This is a genomic window from Chryseobacterium geocarposphaerae (assembly GCF_002797535.1).
GTDB lineage: Bacteria > Bacteroidota > Bacteroidia > Flavobacteriales > Weeksellaceae > Chryseobacterium > Chryseobacterium geocarposphaerae.
In genome coordinates, this window is record NZ_PGFD01000001.1 from 1955203 (window position 1) to 1972972 (window position 17770).

A 17770-nucleotide genomic window follows, 5' to 3' on the forward strand; every position below is an offset into this window, starting at 1 on the left:
ATCACAATGATGAGGTTTCTTTTCACAAAACTAATTTAATCGAGGTATCTTTTTGTAAACCATGTATCTAAGAAATTAATACTCAGATTGAGCATATGATAATTCTCCCGTATCGGAATATTATTCTGAACGCCATGAATTCCGTAGCCGTAATTTACATTCAGAATAATTTTATTAAATGGAATTCCAAGTCCTACCGTAGCTTCCATTTTATCGATCTTGGCATTATTTACCTTGTAATATCCTGTATCATAATTCAGTCCGAAACGGTAGATAAGTGCTTCTGATAATGATTCTACCCTTCCTCTTTTGGGAAGAATCTCAAAACCTAATCCATAGGTATTCTGTCGGTAATATTTTTCAGGAGTTACGGAATTGGCCACCTGATCCCACTGGCTTTGCATAAAGTCAAAAGTTGCGCGGTATCTATCATTTTTCAGAATACTGATTCCGGCTCCAAACTCAAAAGGCAAAGAAGAATCTTTTGTTGAGAGCTTACTGGTAACGGTATTGGCGTAATCTTTATTTTCAGTATAGCCTACTTCTCCTTTGGCCACCAATTTACTCTTGAAGTTTACTACCGCACCCAAATTTAGCAGAAGCCCGCTGTCTTCAAATTCTTTTCTGTATTGTGTTCCCAAACCATAGCTAAATCCTGTATAACGTATATCCCTGCTTAGCTCTATTTCTGAAGTAGTCGCTATGGTTTCTTTACGGATAATGGTTCCGAAATTATTTTTCACTTTTCCCCCAAAGCTCCAGTTATCATTTACTTTATAACCAAAACTGGCTCCCCAATTGGAAAGTCCTCCGCTTCCTTCATAAGTAATAGGATATTCACCAGCCGTTCCTTCGATAGGAATAGTAGATGAGATTTTATAATCTGAAGAAGTTGTAGGCTGCATACTTAATCCTACAAAAGCATTTTTCGAGATTCGTAAAGCAGCTGAAAAATTGGTAAAATTGGAGCTCAGCCTTTTATCTGTCCCTAAATTACTGGAAATGGTATTGTATTTCATAAGGCCACTTACATCAAAAACGACATTTTTTGTAGAAATACTGGTCATGGCCGCAGGGTTTTTAGAATTGACATAATCCGGTGCCTCCAAGGCAATCCCTGTATTTCCCAGTGCTATGTTCCGGGAATTGTCTACATTGTTGAACATTCCTATTCCAAAATAGGAATAGGGTGAAGCATTCTGAGCCGAAAGCTTCTGACCTCCTACGCAGGCAAAAAGTATAGCAATGAGTATTGTTTTATTCTTCTTCATACATTCTTAATTAATATCCCAACATATAAACTTTCAGCTTGGCAGGATTTGTTTTATTTTTTTGATCTCCAAATACTACTTTTCCTGATAAAACATCTGTATAGGAAGAAGGATAGATCAATGTATTATAATTTGAATCCGCCGATTCGGATAATATGGTATTCACATAAGTTTTGAAAGAGAAGTCATAAGAGTGTTCATTTTGAAACTCACTGGCATTAGAAAGACTTGCCGTAATCTCGCTGGATCCGTCACTTTGTGAATATGAACCTACAACATGGTTAAGCTTATCTCCCCAATAGTAATACAATGCACCTGGATTATAGAAGCTGTTAGAATAATATCCTGCAACCGGGCTTAATGAAAGTGTAGCATCTATGACTTTATAATTTTGATACAGATTTTTCAGTGACTTGAGATAAGGAACTTCAACCTTAGTAAATACTCCGATCCCTGCCATGAGATATGTCTTATTTCCTAAATTTTGGGAAGGTATTGGCGTTTTGGGAGTAAGATTAGCAAGTTCAGAACCCGAAAAATCATATCCAATTTTATTGTAACTATAGGTTGAACTTGGTTTCAAATCTAAAGTATATTTTAGCAATTCTGTTCCGTTTTGTGAGGTTGTATGATAATATAGCCTTACTGTATTTGATACTTTTTCTTTAGTACTTTTATTAATCTGAATTTCATAGGTAGAATTCATCTTGAAACGCATCATAGCATTATTATCGCTGGAAGGAACAAGTGCCAATCCTTTAAAAAAGTTCAGGAAATTTTCCTGAGTCGCCACATCATTATTTTTCAGCGTATTAAAAATACTCAGTCCATAAGACTGGTCAAGACGCATCTTCACATAACTACTGTCTGTTCCGGGTCTTGGATAAAATTCAGCACTTCCTACTGAATTGGGAGAATAATTAAAATTACTTTTATTATATAAATATCCGTTGTTTAGCTTTATTCTATCTTGTAAAGGATAAGCATTCAGTTTAAAACTTTTCAGTGTATCTCCGTAATAAAAATCAGTATTGGTAAGATACATTACGATAGAATCAAAAACGGCTGATGAAGGGGAAGTTATTCCATATGTAGAAGGCGTAAGCTCGAAAAGAGAAGAAGAAGTTACCTTTCCAAATGTTTGATCCTTTATGTTTCCGATAAGCATCACATTTTTTCCTGAAGTCGTCACAGAATCCATTATGATGGTAGACATTTTCATGGTAAGGGTATCAATCATTACCATCTTAGACTGAGCACTCGTCCAGGAACTCCCTACTTCATAAGTATTGCTTTCATTTTCACAGGAAAAAAGAAACAACATTAAAATACATAATAAAAGGTATTTGTACATTTTTTTTCCGCAAACATATAATGAACAAGCAATGGCTTAAAATTTTTTCTCCCTTTCATCATGAGTTGTAGACCATATCAAAATCTGTGTCGATATTTAATATATTTAAAATCAGCATCATATTTATCTAAAAAAAACAACCGTTCGCCTACAAAAAATATGTGTTCGTCTAAAAAATTTTCAAAATACAATGAAATGAAATTTTTTTGCAGCAAAAAGAATGAATAATGAATCGTAAACTTTCAATCTTCGCTCTTACTATTGTAGGAACATTTTTAGTAACAAGCTGCAAAAATGATGATGACGAGGAGCTAATGGGGAATTGGGTAAGAGTATCTGATCTAGATGGTAAACCTCGATCTAATGCATCTGCTTTCGTAGTAAATGGAAAAGGATATATCACAGGAGGATATGATGGGGAATATTATTATAATGACTTATGGAGTTATGATCCTTCTCTGAATGCCTGGACACAAAAGGCTGACTTTCCCGGTTCAAAAAGAAGCTCTGCAGTAGGTTTTGCGACTAATTCTTATGGATATGTAGGAACAGGATATGACGGATTGAACAAGCTAAAGGATTTTTACAAATACGATCCTTCCTCTAATACCTGGAGCCAGATTGTAAACTTTCCGGGAACAGAAAGATATGCCGCGTTAGCTTTCGGGATCAATAACAAAGGATATGTAGGAACAGGCTATGATGGAAGTGAGCTGAAGGATTTTTATAAATATGATGAATCTTCTTCATCTTGGAGTGCTATCACAAGTTTAGGAGGGTCTAAAAGAAGAGACGGGGCTGTTTTTGTTATTAACAATATTGCTTATGTAGGTTTTGGAACCAACAACGGAAGCCTTGTTTCAGACTTCTGGGCATTTGATCCTAACGCTGAAACATGGACGAGAAAAGTAGATACCAGCAATGATGATGATTCACAAAACCGTACTTCTACAGCAGCATTTGCAGCCGGAGGTTTGGGTTATGTTTCTACAGGATCTACAGGTGGGGTTGTCAATACAACTTGGGAATACAATCCTGCAACAAATGACTGGACAGAAAGAACAGGCTTTGAAGGTTCTGCCAGAGAAAGTGCTTGTTCATTTTCAATAGGAAATTACGGATATGTACTTACGGGGAACAGTGGTTCATCTTATTTTGATGATATCTGGGTTTTCCATCCAAACGAAAGTGAAAATGATGATGATTAAAAGATTTAGGAAGTTCCTTTTTGTTTCGGGGATTATTATGGTTGGCTGCCAGAAAAAAAACAGTGATTTTGAGATCAAGATTACTAAACAGGACGCCGGATATGGTTATCAGATCATTAAAAAGAAGAGGATTCTTATCAACCAGCCATATATTCCCGCTATCAATAAGCAACTGCCTTTTAAAAATAGTATGGAGGCTCATAAAACAGCCAATCTTGTGATGAGTAAAATAGGAAAACTTTCTTTACCGAGGGTTTCCGTACAGGAATTGGACTCTATGAATATTACGTACTGAATTCTATATTTTTTGTAAAACAATGGATTCCTTCAATACCAAATTGAAGGAATTTTGTGCTCACGAGCCATAAAAAAACACACCACCTATGACTGCATTTTTTTAAACTTTCCGAACCATATACATTTACCACTGGGTAATATGGATTATTCTCATACTCTTTAAGCTGTGTATGGATTATGCCGTTTTTGGGAACTTCCTGTTTTTCATCAATTTTAAAATTTTTCTGGTATTTTTTATTCTTTTTTACCTTAATTATAGTGTATGCTTACCTTTTATCATTAAACAAAAGCCCAATACGATACTTGCCTTCACTATTTCATTTATTGTAATATATGTGGGTTTAATGATCGCTTTCTTTCCTCCTTTACGAAAACCTCCGCATTTTCCTCCGCCGGGAGGCTTTATGAGGCCTGGAAGAATGATGAAATTTAATCATGATCTTAATTTTTATGATATTTTCTTCAAAATAGGTCTTTTCTCAATTGTTTTCAGCACTCTGCTTTTCTTTGTCGATAAGTGGACGGAAAACGGCAAAAAAATAAAAGAATTGGAATTCGAAAGACAGTCAAGTGAATTAAAGATCCTTCGTGAACAGATTAATCCTCATTTCTTTTTTAATGCTTTAAACAGTATTTATTCGCTTTCGATTGTGCAATCTAAGGAAACACCGAGAGTTATTCTTATTCTGTCTGATATTATGCGTTATGTGCTGAGTACGAAAAACAGGCAGAAAAACAATCTGGAAGATGAAATAAATAATATTAAAAAATATATAGAAATACAGTCTATCCGTTTTAAGAAATATAACAATATCCATTGTGTATTTGAAGGCAATTTCAAAGCGTATGAAATAGAACCTCTTCTGCTTTTAACCTTTGTAGAAAATGCATTTAAACATGCAGATATAAGAAAAGGACCTCTAGATCTCTTTGTCTATATGAAAGATGATATATTAGGTTTTAATATCAAAAACTTTTATGAAAAAAAGAATGCAGATACCTTTAGCAGCAATAAAATGGGAATAAAAAATACCAAAATGAAACTTGACCTGATATATCCTGAGAAATATCAGCTTTACATTAATGATAACGGCTCCGAATATCAAATTAAATTAAGACTTCAACTGAACTAATCATGAATTGTATTATTGTAGACGACGAAGAACTTGCCCACAACGTCATTGAAGAATATATCTCGAGAATTCCTTTTCTGAATCTGGTAAAAAACTGCTACGATATTCAGGAAACCATTCAGGTCTTACAAAACAACAGTGTAGACCTTATTTTTCTTGACATTAATCTTCCCAATATTTCCGGAATCGAATTTTTAAAAAGCTTTAATAAACTTCCTAACGTGATTATCACAACTGCTTATGACGATTGTGCTGTTCAGGGGTTTGAAATGGATGTTATCGATTATTTACTAAAGCCATTTTCCTTTGAGCGTTTTCTGAAGGCTGTTTATAAAAGCTATAATCTTCAGACTAATACTAAAATAGTACAAGAAAAAAACAATCAGAATCTCTTTAGCGAATCTTTTATTTTTGTGCGTTCCAACAATGAAGATGTAAAACTTAATTTAAGTGAAATTGTGAGAATTAATGCGCTGAAAGATTACATTATAATCTATACAGAAACCCGCAAGCTCATTATCCATCAAACCATGAAATCTATTTCGGAAAAGATAGACGCTGAGAACTTTATCCGTGTTCACAATTCACACATCATTTCACTCCGTCATTTACAGAGTATCGGAAAAAACAATCTGCTGATAGGAAACGAAAGAATTCCCGTAAGTGAAAAGTACAAGGCTTATCTCAACAAAACCATTGAAAAATATAAATAATATCTTTTTTTTAGATAAAAATCTTTTTATTCCACCCTTTCCTTTTCAGACCATTGAATTTCCTCAGGAAGTTCTCGATCTGAGAATTCTATGTGAATTACCCTTCTTTTCTTTCCATTTGTAGTCCGGTTGGAGCCATGAAGAATCAATGGTTTCATAATCATCACTCCTCCTTTATCCACATTGCAGATGTGTTCGGTTTCCGTATTCCAGTCGATTGTTTCCGGTCTGTAAATTCCTTTGGCATGGGATCCCGGGATAACTTTCAACGCGCCATTTTGCTCATCCGTATCATCAAGATGAATTCTGATCGTATAAATATTTTCAAGCATATCTAATGGAGGTTGAACGGCAAACTGATTCTGTTTCGTTGTCCATGGTCCGAAGTTAGGTAATACTGTCTTATTATCCACAGAAATCGTTAAATCCTGATGATAGGCAACATACCAATTTGATTTTTCAGGTTTATCAAAGTAGATACTTTTTACCACAAAATACTGCTCACCGAAAACTTCTTTGATGAGTTTTTTAATATTATCATTAAAAATCAGGTCTTTTATTTCCGGAATTTCCTTTAAAAACTGTCTGATGGCAAAAAGATCCTCAGATTTTCTGAACGTTTCTTTTGAGGTATCAATCTGACCGATCATCTGGCCGATTGTTTCAATTTCTTCCTCAGAAAAAATATTGCTGATAACAGAAAACCCATTATCAGCAATTTGACTTTTATAATTTATGAAATCTTCTCTTTTTTCAGCATCATCTTTTTTCATAGCCTTTTACAATTTCAAATATTTTAATAATTGTTTTATGCGTTTCAGGATTTGAAAAATAAATTTTTTCTAATTCCATGGAACTTTCAGGCAAATTTATAAAAAATTGATGCGATGTTAAAACATCTTTCATTGTGTAATGATCTTCAGTAATTTTCGAAAAAAAAGGATGTTCATTCCCATCAAAATAAATTTCATATCGCACTATTTCAGAATTTTGAAAAGGTTTATCAATATGAAGAGTGGAAGAGTAATCAATTTTTTTGAGTTTATTATTAGATTTATTTCTAATAGTATAAACTGAGAATCCACCACTTCCAGTTTGTTTATGATTTTTATTGTAAGTTGTACTGGATCCTTCTGTTATTGATCTCGAAAAGCTATCTTTATTTGCAATAATTGAACTATCAATTTTTTGTGAAAGTTTATTTTTTTCTTCAAGTATTATTTTACTTTCTAAATATGTCTTCTTTTGCTGAGAATAAAATAATTGGAAAAAGAATACCAACAAAATCATGAAGTTTAATTTCATCATAACAATATTTGCGAATAAAATTTAATTTTTAAATATCCCCGCCATGATTTTCCAGCTGACCTTCCCATTTAGAAACCGCTGAGGTTGCCAAAGCATTTCCTAAAACGTTGGTCATACTTCTTCCCATATCGCAGAAATGATCAATTGGTAAAATAAGTGCAATTCCTTCCGGCGGAATTCCGAACATGGAACACGTTGCCACAATAATTACCAAAGAGGCTCTCGGAACTCCGGCAATTCCTTTTGAAGTAAGCATCAATACTAAAAGCATGGTAATTTGCTGTCCGACTGTCATTTCAACCCCGTAAATCTGTGCAATAAAGATCGAGGCAAACGTCATATACATCATACTTCCATCCAGATTGAATGAATATCCCAAAGGTAAGATAAATGATACCACCCTATTATTACATCCGAATCTTTCCAGTTCTTCTACCAGTTTCGGGAAAACAGCTTCAGAACTTGTGGTAGAAAATGCAATTAATAAAGGCGCTTTTATTCTTCTCAATAAATCGAAAAGACGGTTTCCCAAGATTAAATAGCCTACCAATAATAAAACCAGCCATAAAACAGCCAAAGCAAAGAAGAAATCTCTTAAATAAATAGCATATACTTTAAAGATCTCAAAACCGTTGGTAGCCACTACTGCTGCAATAGCTCCCAACACTCCAAGAGGAGCAAACCACATGATATACCCCACCATTTTAAGAATTCCATGTGCAATAATATCAAATAACTTGATGACCGGCTGCGAGTATTCTTCACCTAAATTAGCCAAAGCAATCCCGAACATAATGGAAAATACCACAATCTGAAGTACTTCATTGGTTGCAAAAGCTTCAAAAATACTTTTAGGAATTACGTGCTTTACGAAATCTTCCATAGAAAATCCTTTGCTGCTTTTGAGCAATTCTTCAGCAGAAGCAGCATCCTGTATCGGAAGTTTGGTAACATGTCCCGGTTCCAGCCAATTCACTAAAACCAGTCCGATGAAAAGGGAAACCAGAGAAGCTGAAATAAACCATAACATTGCTTTCGTCCCTACTCTTCCGATCATTTTAATATCGCTCATCTTAGCAATACCCACCACAAGCGTGGAGAAAACTAAAGGGGCAATAATCATCTGAACCAATCTGATGAAAACTGTTCCTAGCAGTTTTATGTTTTTTGAAAATGGCTCTGCACTTTCAGGGTAGTTCAAATGAACGAAACCGCCAATTCCGACTCCTAAGATAAGGGCAATGATGATTGCAAAAAATAGTTTATTTTGTCCTTTCATATATATAATTCAAGTTGCACAAATATAATGTTTTTAAACTTTTACCTGTATTTATTCTTTTTCAGGCATTATCATGAGATTTTGGTGTAGGGCTTTTCCGTTTTTCATGATGAATCTTTTAAGGAAATAAAAAATAATTAGCAGAATTTTAATCTTTTGGTATAAATTTTATTATTACATTTACGTATAACATTAAAACCTAAACAACAAAAAATAACTCTATTATGAAAAAAACAATCGCAATGGCTGCGTTGGCAATCGCAGTATCTTTCGGATCGATTTCGTGTAAGAAAAAAGTCTCTGATGCGGAACTTCAGACTCAGGCAACGACTATTGTAACTTCAAATCCAAATGCTTCCGTTGAGGTAAAAGACGGTGTAGCACATTTAAGCGGAACTTTTGCCGATGAACAGTCTAAAAATGCTATGATTGCTCAGCTGAAGACCGTAAACGGTATTAAAGACGTAATGGATATGACAAAAATTGAAGCTCCGGCTCCGGCAGCTCCTGTTGAAACGACATCTGCAGTAGACCCTGCTGTTCAGCAAAAAGTACAGGACGCTGTAAAAGATTTCCCTTCAGTAAAGGTAGAAGTTGTAAACGGAGAGCTTACGCTTACAGGAAATGTATCTTCAATACAGGCTAGAAAAATCAAAGAATCTATAGACGCTTTGAAAATCGGGAAATACAATAATAACTTAGTCGTAAAATAATTAATATGAGCACATTACAAGACAAATATTCAAGCGTAGTTTCTGCTGCCCAGTCTGCAGGAATTTCAAATCTTCAGGTTCAGGAGCAGGACGGAATTTTATATGTTTCCGGAAATGCTGCTAATACAGCCGCTAAAGATGCAGTTTGGAATGCTTTAGGAGCAATAGATTCTACTTATTCTGCATCCGATATCAATATCGATGTACAGGTGAGCGGATTGGCTTCGGGAGCTTCGTTAACAGTAGCTACTGAAGAATCGAACTTAAACATCAGACAGGAACCATCTACGGAAGCAGCTGTTGTAGGTAAAGCAGCAAAAGGAGCATCTGTAACTTTGGTTGAACAAACTTCCGACGATTGGTGGAAAGTAAAAACCGCTGACGGACAGGAAGGCTATGCTTATTCAAGATATTTAAAAGCTTAACGTAAGACTTTTAACATTATTTAAAATACAACATCCCTATTCAGGGGTGTTTTTTTATATTTTAGCACCTTCAAAAGAAACATTTAATGAAGAATTTTTTTTTGGTACTGTTATTTTCATTCAATTGTTTACTGCTTAGTGGACAGAAATTAAACATTGATGGTAAAGTTTCAGATTTTGAAAACAAGCCTGTCGAAAATGCATCCATTCGTCTTATCAAACAAAGAGATTCATCGCTTATAAGCTCTACTCTTACCAATAAAGAAGGAAACTTTTCTTTAAAGTTTAATGAGTTCAATGAACCTTCCATTTTAAAAATAGATGCACACAAATTAATTTCCTATTCTAAAAGTTTCGATAAAATAAATAAATCTTTAAGACTGGACGAAATTAAGCTTGATAAAGACAAAATTTCTGATATTGAAGAAGTTGTTATAACTGCTTCACCCGTAAAAATAAAAAAAGATACGATTGAATTTAATGCCAATGCCATTAAAGTGCGTCCTGACAGCAATATTCAGGAACTATTAAAAAATATCGACGGAATAGAAGTCGACAGCGATGGGAAAATTACCGTAAACGGAAAAGAAGTTGACCAGATCATGATCAACGGAAAGCCGTTTTTTGATACCACCGGAAAAATTGCCCTGGAAAATATTCCGGCGGATATTATTAAAAATATTCAGGTTACCTCTACCAAAACCAAAGAAGAGGAACTTATGGGAAAAACTCCGAAATCTGAAAAATCTACGATCAATTTTAATATTGACGAAAAGAAAAATCAAGGGTTTATTTCCAGGATTACCGGAGGATACGGCAGCGATGAAAGATATGAAGCCAGTGGTTTTTTAAGCTATTTTAAAAATAAAACGAAAATCAGCCTGCTCGGTTCATCCAATAATATCAATACTAAAGGTTTTACCAACGATGAAGCTCAGAATTTAGGCGGCAATACAGGAGGAAGAGGCGGGAATAATATGAAAGGAATCCAGAAATCCACAACAATCGGAGTAAATTATAGTGATCAGCTAAGTTCAAATGTCGATTTGGAATCTCTGGGAGCAACGCGTAATGAGACGAATCTGGAAACAGCCTCTAAAGTTTCCAGAACGACTTTTCTTCCTGATTCAACTTTAAAAACAAACTCTGAAAATCATGCCGACAATAATACGGAACAGTATAATTTCAATTCGGCAGTAAAAATAAGGCCAGATTCTTTAAGCACCATTTATTTTTCACCCAGACTTTCACTTTCCCAAACAACAAATGAAAGGACCTCAAAATCCATTACCTATAAAAATGATGAACTGCTGAACGAAAGTGAATCTTCCAACCATTCAAAATCAGAAAACAATTCCTTCAGCCCGAACTTGTATTATTCTAAAAAGTTTAAAAAGAAAGGGAGATCATTATATGCAAGTTTAAACACTTCAATTTCGGAATCAAAAAATGATAATCTTACAAGATCTGCTACAAAATTTTATCAGAGTTCGGACCCCGATGATATTAGAAATCAGTTATCCCAAAGCAAAAATCAGAATAATAATTACTCATTTAATGCAAAATATTCTGAACCGGTTTCAGATTCTTTAAATATAAGTTTAGGATTAAATTATAATTCCAAAAATCTTTCAAACATCAGAAACGTAAATGATTTTGATGAAAATACGGGGCAATATTCCAATTACAATATTCTTTTATCTAAGAGTTCCGATCAGAAAAACAATCAGCTCTCACCGGAGATCAATATTGAATTGAATAAGAAAAAATACAGCATTTGGGCTTCTACAACGGTGAACTTTTCAGATTTAAAATATAATGCAGTTTTCAATGGGCAACATTACGATCTTCAGAGAAATTTTACGTTACCGGATTATAATGCAGGACTTCAGTACCGCATTTATGAAAACTCAAAATTAAGTATTTACAATTCGGCGAGCTTCACCGTTCCTACTCCGGAGAATGTGATTCCGTACAGGGATGAATCCAATCCTTTGATCACGTATGAAGGAAACCCTGATCTTAAAAATACATGGAGCAACAGAACGAGTGTGTACTTTACGAATTTTAATACCAAAAAGAATTTTAATTATAACGTTAATGTAAGCTTCACCTACAACAATAACGATATTACAGATTTTTCGTTTTATGACGAATCCGGAAAACAGTTTGTCAGCTACAGGAATATCAGCGGAAACAAAAGTGCCACATTGGGAGGAAGTCTTGGAAAAACGTATAAATGGAATGATAATAAACTAACAATCAGACCCAAAGCTAATCTAAGCTACCGGTACAATAAAGGCTATATCAACGGCCAGGAATTTTTAGGAAATTCTTATACGTTCACTCCGGGAATCAGTTTTACGTATGATAAAAAAGACAAAATCAATATAAAACCTTCCTATAATGTAAATTATACTCTCTCAAATTATGAAAATTACAGCGTTGAAAGTATAAAAAACACCTATCAGACTTTCAGGCTTGAACTCACGAATTATTTTCTGAAAACCAACCTTATTTTCGAAAACGATTTTGAATACAATAGAAGCTCAAACATTACTCCCGGCTTCAAAAGAGATTTTTACTTTTGGAATACAAGCATTGGATATACATTTTACAAAAAACAATTAACTGCACGAGTACGGGTTTATGATATATTAAATCAAAACCAGAGTGTGAGAAGAACTATTTCAGCGTCTTATGTGGAAGATCGTGAAGACCTGATTCTGAAACGGTACATTATGTTTTCCCTTACTTTGAAACTGAACAAATTTGCAGGAAGAAAAATGTGATTTAAAAATCTAAATTCACCTATTTTATCCGAAATAAATGTCATTCCGAATGAAATGAATATCGTGAAAAATCCATAAATTATTTAAAAAGATTCTTCCTTCGTCAGAATGACAGGCATCTCTTACAATTGGCATTTAATAAAAGCATTTTTATGTTTAAATTAGCGTCAAATTTTATATAATGAAGATTCATTTTTCAATTGTACTTATTTTCCTGTTTGTTTTTGGAAATTCACAATCGCCACAACCTGATACTTTTGTAAAAGATAATTTTACCAAAAAGGAATTCTATATTCCCATGCGTGACGGAACAAAACTCTTTACTGCGGTCTATATCCCAAAAGATATTTCCAGTAAAAACAAATATCCGTTTCTGATGCAGAGAACGTGCTACAGCATTGCTCCTTACGGTGAAAACGAATACAGAACCAAACTTGGCCCGAATCCTTATATCATGAAAGACAAATATATTTTCGTCCTTCAGGATGTTCGTGGAAGATATATGAGCGAGGGAACGTTCACCAATATGACACCACAGGTTGAAAGAAAAACAAAAAAAGACATTGACGAAAGTACAGACACTTATGACACGATAGAATGGCTTTTAAAGAACATTAAAGACAACAACGGAAAAGTGGGTCAATACGGAACTTCTTATCCTGGATTTTACACCGCCGTCGGAATTTTAGCACAGCATCCTGCTTTGGTAGCTTCTTCTCCTCAAGCGCCTATTTCGGATTTCTGGAACGACGATTTTCTTCACAACGGAAGATTTATGTTAGCTTATTTCAGAACATTCCCTGTTTTCGGGGTTCAGAAAACAAAACCTGAAAATAAGGCTTGGTATAACGATTCTATGATTAAAATAACTTCTGAAGATGGTCTGAAATTTTACAGAGATATGGGAACCTTGAAGGACGGTTATGAAAAATATTATAAGAACAATTTCTTTATGACGGAAGTTATGAATCACACCAATTACGATGAATTCTGGCAAAAAAGGAGCCTTTTACCTCATCTTAAAAATGTAAATCATGCCGTGATGACTGTTGGAGGATGGTTTGATGCAGAAGATCTTTCAGGACCTTTAAATATTTATAAAACGATAGAAAAAACAAGTCCTAAAGCCAAAAATATGATTGTAATGGGACCTTTCTCCCATGGAGCCTGGGCGTATGAACAGGGAAAGCATTTTCATAACCAGATTTATTTTGGAGACAGCATTGCCACCTATTATCAGAAAAATATTGAAACGAAATTTTTCAATCATTATTTAAAAGGAAATACAAAACAGGATGCTGGTTTACCGGAAGCTTTAATGTATGACACCGGAGCAAAACAATGGAGAGAATTTGCAACCTATCCTCCAAAAGAAGCGAAAAAAATTAACTTCTATCTATCTGACGGAACATTGAAAAATACGGCAGGACAAGGTTCATCGGAATACTACAGTGATCCGAACAATCCGGTTTTAAGTTCTGATAATTTAAAAGATTTTAATGGATTTACTCCAAGAAATTATATGTCGGAAGACCAAAGGTTTGCAGAAGGAAGACCCGATGTTTTGACATTCACAACAGATGCTTTAACGGAAGATATCACTTTCGCCGGTGAAATTATGGCTAAATTAAATATTGCTTCCACTTCCACTGATGCAGATTTCGCAGTAAAATTAATTGATATTTATCCTGAAGATTTCAAACCTACTGAGAAAAAAGACGGTGTGGTCTACGGAAATTATCATCAGATGGTAAGAAGTGAGATCATGCCTGCCAGATTCAGAAATTCGAGAGAAAAAGCTGAAGCTTTGGTTCCGAATCAAAAAACAGCAGTGAATTTCAGATTACAGGATGTTGTTCATACCTTTAAAAAAGGGCATAAAATCCAGATACAAATTTCTTCTACATGGTTCCCGTTATTTGCGATCAATCCACAAAAATTCTTAGACAATCCGAATTTTGCCACGAAAGAAGATTATACGAAAGCATTTATCAAGGTTTTTGATGATAGCGCGATTGAAGTTGAGGTTTTAAAATAAATTTAAAAAGCTGTTCGGTTTAAACAGCTTTTTTTGTCTCTCGCTGGTTTTGCAAATTAGGCAGATGATTGTGTTTAAAAAAATCTGCGGCATCTGCAAAATCTGCGAGAGATAATATACTTTATTTTATTTGTCATGTCTTAAGGAGGAATCTAAACAAAGTATTTTTAATCTCCAATCTCTAATAAAATGAGCCTAGATTACTACGGAATGACAAACTTCATGGATAAAGACTGAGTAAAAAAATTATTCCTCAATTGTTCTAAAGGTAAGATTTACTCTTGGAGTTTTTATTTTTGTTGTTGGCGGAAGCCTGTGAAGCCAATGGTCCTGCGTTGTTCCTTTCATTACCAATAAGCTGCCGTTTTCCAGAAAAATTTCTACTTTTTCTTTTGTGGTTTTATGTTTAAACAGAAACTTTCTTTCTGCACCAAAAGTCAGGGAAGCAATTGCACCATGTTTTTTCAAGTCTTTTTCTGCATCGCTGTGATAAGCCATCCCTTCACTTCCGTCATGATATAAATTCAGCAAACAGGAGTTGTAGGTTTCGCCGGAAATTTCTTCACATTTTTGCTTTAATGCCAACAATTCGGGAGTCCAAAACTTGGCATATTTTGTTCGCTTTGAATAAGTATATTCAAATGGTCTTTCTCCAAACCATGCCACTTTTCTTTTGGTTAAAATCAACTTGCCAAAAATGATGGCTTCATCATTTTCCCAGGGAATCTGCTTGAATAGATAGCCATAATAAAAATCCGACTTCTCTTTGGAGAATATTTTTCCGTAATAGTGAACAGTTCCGTCGTTGGGAAGAATATTTGAAGGGTAATCTGATATGTCTTCGAATAGATTCAGCATGGGAATTTGTAGTTTAATATTTTTATTAAAAATTTAATTTATAGCATTTTTGTCACTCCGTAGGAATCTAAGCAAAGCATTTTTCAAATTTTAATCTCTAATAAATAAACCAAGATTCCTACGGAATGACAAAATGGTGTTGATTTTTTATACTAAATAATAAGTTTGGCTAAAGCCAATTGATTCAATCTCTTATTTATTTAAACGGGCTAAAGCCCGCCCCTATTTATGGAATAATTTGATTTATGAAATTTTAAACAAAGTATTCGTGTTTATTCGTGAAAAAATTCGTGTAATTTGGTTTAAGAATCAGAGTAAATTCGAGAACTCTCCCACCCCACAATCAACTGTTTTCTCTCACTACCCCATCGGTAACGGCCAAGATTTCCGGAAGACTGAATTACCCGATGACAGGGAATTAAAAAAGCTACAGGATTACTTCCAACTGCAGTTCCGACCGCTCTTGAAGCATTAGAATGGCCTATTTTTTCAGCTAAATTTCCATATGTTGATAATTTTCCCATCGGAATGGTGAGAAGGCTTTCCCAGACCTTTAACTGAAAATCTGTTCCTTTTAAATGTAATTTAATGGTATTAAGCTTCGTCCAGTCTTTATTGAAAATGGACAAAGCATTTTTCTGAAATTCGTCCTGTCTTTCAAAAAAAGAAGCATTGGGAAATTTAGCCTGTAAATCCCCCAATGCTTTATTGGTATCGGTTTCAAAAGCCATAGAACAGATTCCTTTCTCTGTGGAAGCTGCAATTACATTTCCAAAAGGAGTTTCTGAAAAACTGTAATTAATATGAAGACTTTTTCCTCCGTTTTTATATTCTGCCGGAGACATTCCCTCAATTTTCACAAACAGATCATGCAATCTGCTTGTACTCGAAAAACCTGTCTCGTAAGCCGTATCAAACAAACTCGCTTTTTCTTCCTTCAACAAATTTTTAGCATGCTCAAGACTGATGAACTGCAAAAATTTCTTCGGGCTTGTTCCCGCCCAGTCAGAAAACATCTTCTGAAAATGAGCCGGACTTAGATGAATTCTCTCTGCCACTTCATCCAAACTTGGCTGAAGCTTAAAGTTGCTCCGGATATACTCTATCGCTTTCGCAATTCTTTCGTAATCTATCTGATTTTGTGTGGACATAACATTGAATTTACCTCACAAATTTCCGAAGAATACACGGCAGAAAAAATCCGATTCTTGCGGAATTTAGTTGTTGTTATAAAGATGATAGTAAGCAAGCATTTTGTAATATAACTTCGCTGCAAGGAACGCGCTTGGCTTTGCCATCGGAGAATCCATTAATTCTACAATATCAAACGCTACAACGTTACATTTTTCGAATACTTTTCTTAATAACTCCAATGTCGGATACCATTGTAACCCACCCGGTTCAGGAGTTCCTGTTGACGGGCAAAGTGAAGGATCAAAAGCATCAAGGTCGATGGTGATATACACGTTTCCTGAAACTTTTTCCAATACATCATTCACCCAATTTTCGTTGTTGGCTATTTCGTGAGCAAAAAATACTCTTCCTTCCGGTAAATACTGAGCTTCTTCGATATCCATTGAACGGATTCCCACCTGAACCAGATTATGTTTCTGATTCGCCTCAAAAACCGCACAGGCGTGATTGGAAGTAGAACCATGGAATTCCGGACGAAGATCCGTGTGCGCATCCAATTGAAGAACTGTTAAGTTTTCAAATTTTTCCCCAACCGCACGGATCGAACCGATGGAAACGGAGTGCTCTCCCCCGAAAAGTGTGAATAATTTACCATCATTATTCAAAAGTTCTTTTGTTTTCTGGTAAACGGCTTCTGTCATGGCTTCAGGAGTAGAATTTTCAGCAACTTCTCCAGCCAGGTAAACTCCATCCAGATAAGGTTCTGTCTGAGTTTCGATGTCGTAAAGCTCCATGTTTTCAGAAGCGTTTAAGAACAATTCCGGACCTTTATCCGCTCCTTTTCCCCAAGTTGAGGTTCCGTCGTAAGGAACCGTTACCAACATTACTTTTGAGTTCTCTAATGATGCATTTTCTTCAGGAATTCCTGCGTATGTTTTCATGTTTTATTTAAAGATTAAATGATTTAAAATTAAAAGATTTCACAAAGATACAAAATAGTACTCGAGTTATAAATCATGAGTTCTGAGTTATAACTTTTTAATTTTGTTGGTTTTCCGCAAAGGCGCAAATTGTTTAAAAATCTCAGTATAAAAGGCGCAAGGATTTTATCTACGATAAAATTTAAACGTAAATAATCTCCTGAAAGTCTTTGATTTTCTTGCGCCTTAAAAACAACATAATTCATATACCTTGCGTCTTTGCGAAAAACCAACAATCTCTACAACAAAACTTTAATTAATTTTAAA

At 34.7% G+C, this 17770-nt stretch carries 16 protein-coding genes; 8 read left to right on the forward strand and 8 right to left on the reverse strand.

The annotated features are described in order from the left end of the window. Positions 1–35: 35 nt before the first annotated feature. The gene (locus CLV73_RS08645) at positions 36–1271 is read right to left on the reverse strand and encodes an OmpP1/FadL family transporter (protein ID WP_100376432.1); all 1236 of its coding nucleotides are present in this window, start codon (positions 1269–1271) and stop codon (positions 36–38) included. 10 nt (positions 1272–1281) lie between these two features. After that, positions 1282–2625, reverse strand: a complete 1344-nt coding sequence (locus CLV73_RS08650; protein WP_100376433.1) for a DUF4270 family protein — start codon at positions 2623–2625, stop codon at positions 1282–1284. Positions 2626–2852: 227 nt separating this feature from the next. Here CLV73_RS08650 and CLV73_RS08655 point away from each other — a divergent pair, with 227 nt between their 5' ends. The 4 genes from CLV73_RS08655 (at position 2853) to CLV73_RS08670 (ending at position 5976) form a co-directional block, all read left to right on the forward strand. Next, on the forward strand, positions 2853–3833 hold the full coding sequence (locus tag CLV73_RS08655) for a Kelch repeat-containing protein (RefSeq protein WP_100376434.1): 981 nt from the start codon (positions 2853–2855) through the stop codon (positions 3831–3833). Further along, positions 3820–4128 carry a DUF4907 domain-containing protein gene (locus CLV73_RS08660; RefSeq protein WP_157798764.1) on the forward strand — a complete coding sequence of 103 codons (309 nt, stop codon included), beginning with the start codon at positions 3820–3822 and terminating at the stop codon, positions 4126–4128. Before CLV73_RS08655 ends, CLV73_RS08660 begins: the two co-directional genes overlap by 14 nt. Positions 4129–4474: 346 nt before the next feature. Further along, positions 4475–5263, forward strand: a complete 789-nt coding sequence (locus tag CLV73_RS08665) for a sensor histidine kinase (protein WP_157798765.1) — start codon at positions 4475–4477, stop codon at positions 5261–5263. 2 nt (positions 5264–5265) lie between these two features. Continuing rightward, positions 5266–5976, forward strand: coding sequence for a LytR/AlgR family response regulator transcription factor (locus tag CLV73_RS08670; protein WP_100376437.1), 711 nt, complete (start codon positions 5266–5268; stop codon positions 5974–5976). A 26-nt stretch (positions 5977–6002) separates the two neighbouring features. Here the strand turns inward: CLV73_RS08670 and CLV73_RS08675 are convergent, their stop codons facing one another. From CLV73_RS08675 to CLV73_RS08685, 3 genes are read right to left on the reverse strand one after another with little or no spacing between them, the layout of a single operon-like run. Further along, positions 6003–6749, reverse strand: coding sequence for a phytanoyl-CoA dioxygenase family protein (locus CLV73_RS08675; protein WP_100376438.1), 747 nt, complete (start codon positions 6747–6749; stop codon positions 6003–6005). Beyond that, entirely contained in the window at positions 6736–7284 is a 549-nt protein-coding gene (locus tag CLV73_RS08680; protein ID WP_100376439.1) for a hypothetical protein, read from the reverse strand. Before CLV73_RS08680 ends, CLV73_RS08675 begins: the two co-directional genes overlap by 14 nt. 28 nt (positions 7285–7312) lie before the next feature. Then, positions 7313–8563, reverse strand: a complete 1251-nt coding sequence (locus CLV73_RS08685) for a dicarboxylate/amino acid:cation symporter (RefSeq protein ID WP_100376440.1) — start codon at positions 8561–8563, stop codon at positions 7313–7315. 224 nt (positions 8564–8787) lie between these two features. Here CLV73_RS08685 and CLV73_RS08690 point away from each other — a divergent pair, with 224 nt between their 5' ends. From CLV73_RS08690 to CLV73_RS08705, 4 genes are all read left to right on the forward strand, one after another. After that, on the forward strand, positions 8788–9276 hold the full coding sequence (locus CLV73_RS08690; RefSeq protein ID WP_100376441.1) for a BON domain-containing protein: 489 nt from the start codon (positions 8788–8790) through the stop codon (positions 9274–9276). Between the two features lie 5 nt (positions 9277–9281). Continuing rightward, positions 9282–9701, forward strand: coding sequence for an SH3 domain-containing protein (locus CLV73_RS08695; protein ID WP_100376442.1), 420 nt, complete (start codon positions 9282–9284; stop codon positions 9699–9701). 86 nt (positions 9702–9787) lie between these two features. Then, a complete protein-coding gene (locus CLV73_RS08700; protein WP_100376443.1) occupies positions 9788–12493 on the forward strand; it encodes a TonB-dependent receptor in 2706 nt (901 codons plus the stop codon). A 181-nt stretch (positions 12494–12674) separates the two neighbouring features. Continuing rightward, positions 12675–14531, forward strand: coding sequence for a CocE/NonD family hydrolase (locus CLV73_RS08705; RefSeq protein WP_100376444.1), 1857 nt, complete (start codon positions 12675–12677; stop codon positions 14529–14531). A 246-nt stretch (positions 14532–14777) separates the two neighbouring features. Here the strand turns inward: CLV73_RS08705 and CLV73_RS08710 are convergent, their stop codons facing one another. From CLV73_RS08710 to speB, 3 genes are all read right to left on the reverse strand, one after another. Beyond that, positions 14778–15386: an alpha-ketoglutarate-dependent dioxygenase AlkB family protein gene (locus CLV73_RS08710; RefSeq protein ID WP_169925761.1), complete on the reverse strand. Its 609-nt coding sequence runs from the start codon at positions 15384–15386 to the stop codon at positions 14778–14780. A gap of 305 nt (positions 15387–15691) precedes the next feature. After that, on the reverse strand, positions 15692–16540 hold the full coding sequence (locus tag CLV73_RS08715) for a bifunctional helix-turn-helix domain-containing protein/methylated-DNA--[protein]-cysteine S-methyltransferase (protein WP_100376446.1): 849 nt from the start codon (positions 16538–16540) through the stop codon (positions 15692–15694). 66 nt (positions 16541–16606) lie between these two features. Beyond that, complete coding sequence (speB, locus tag CLV73_RS08720) at positions 16607–17464, reverse strand: agmatinase (protein ID WP_100376447.1); 858 nt, start codon at positions 17462–17464, stop codon at positions 16607–16609. Between the last annotated feature and the right edge of the window lie 306 nt (positions 17465–17770).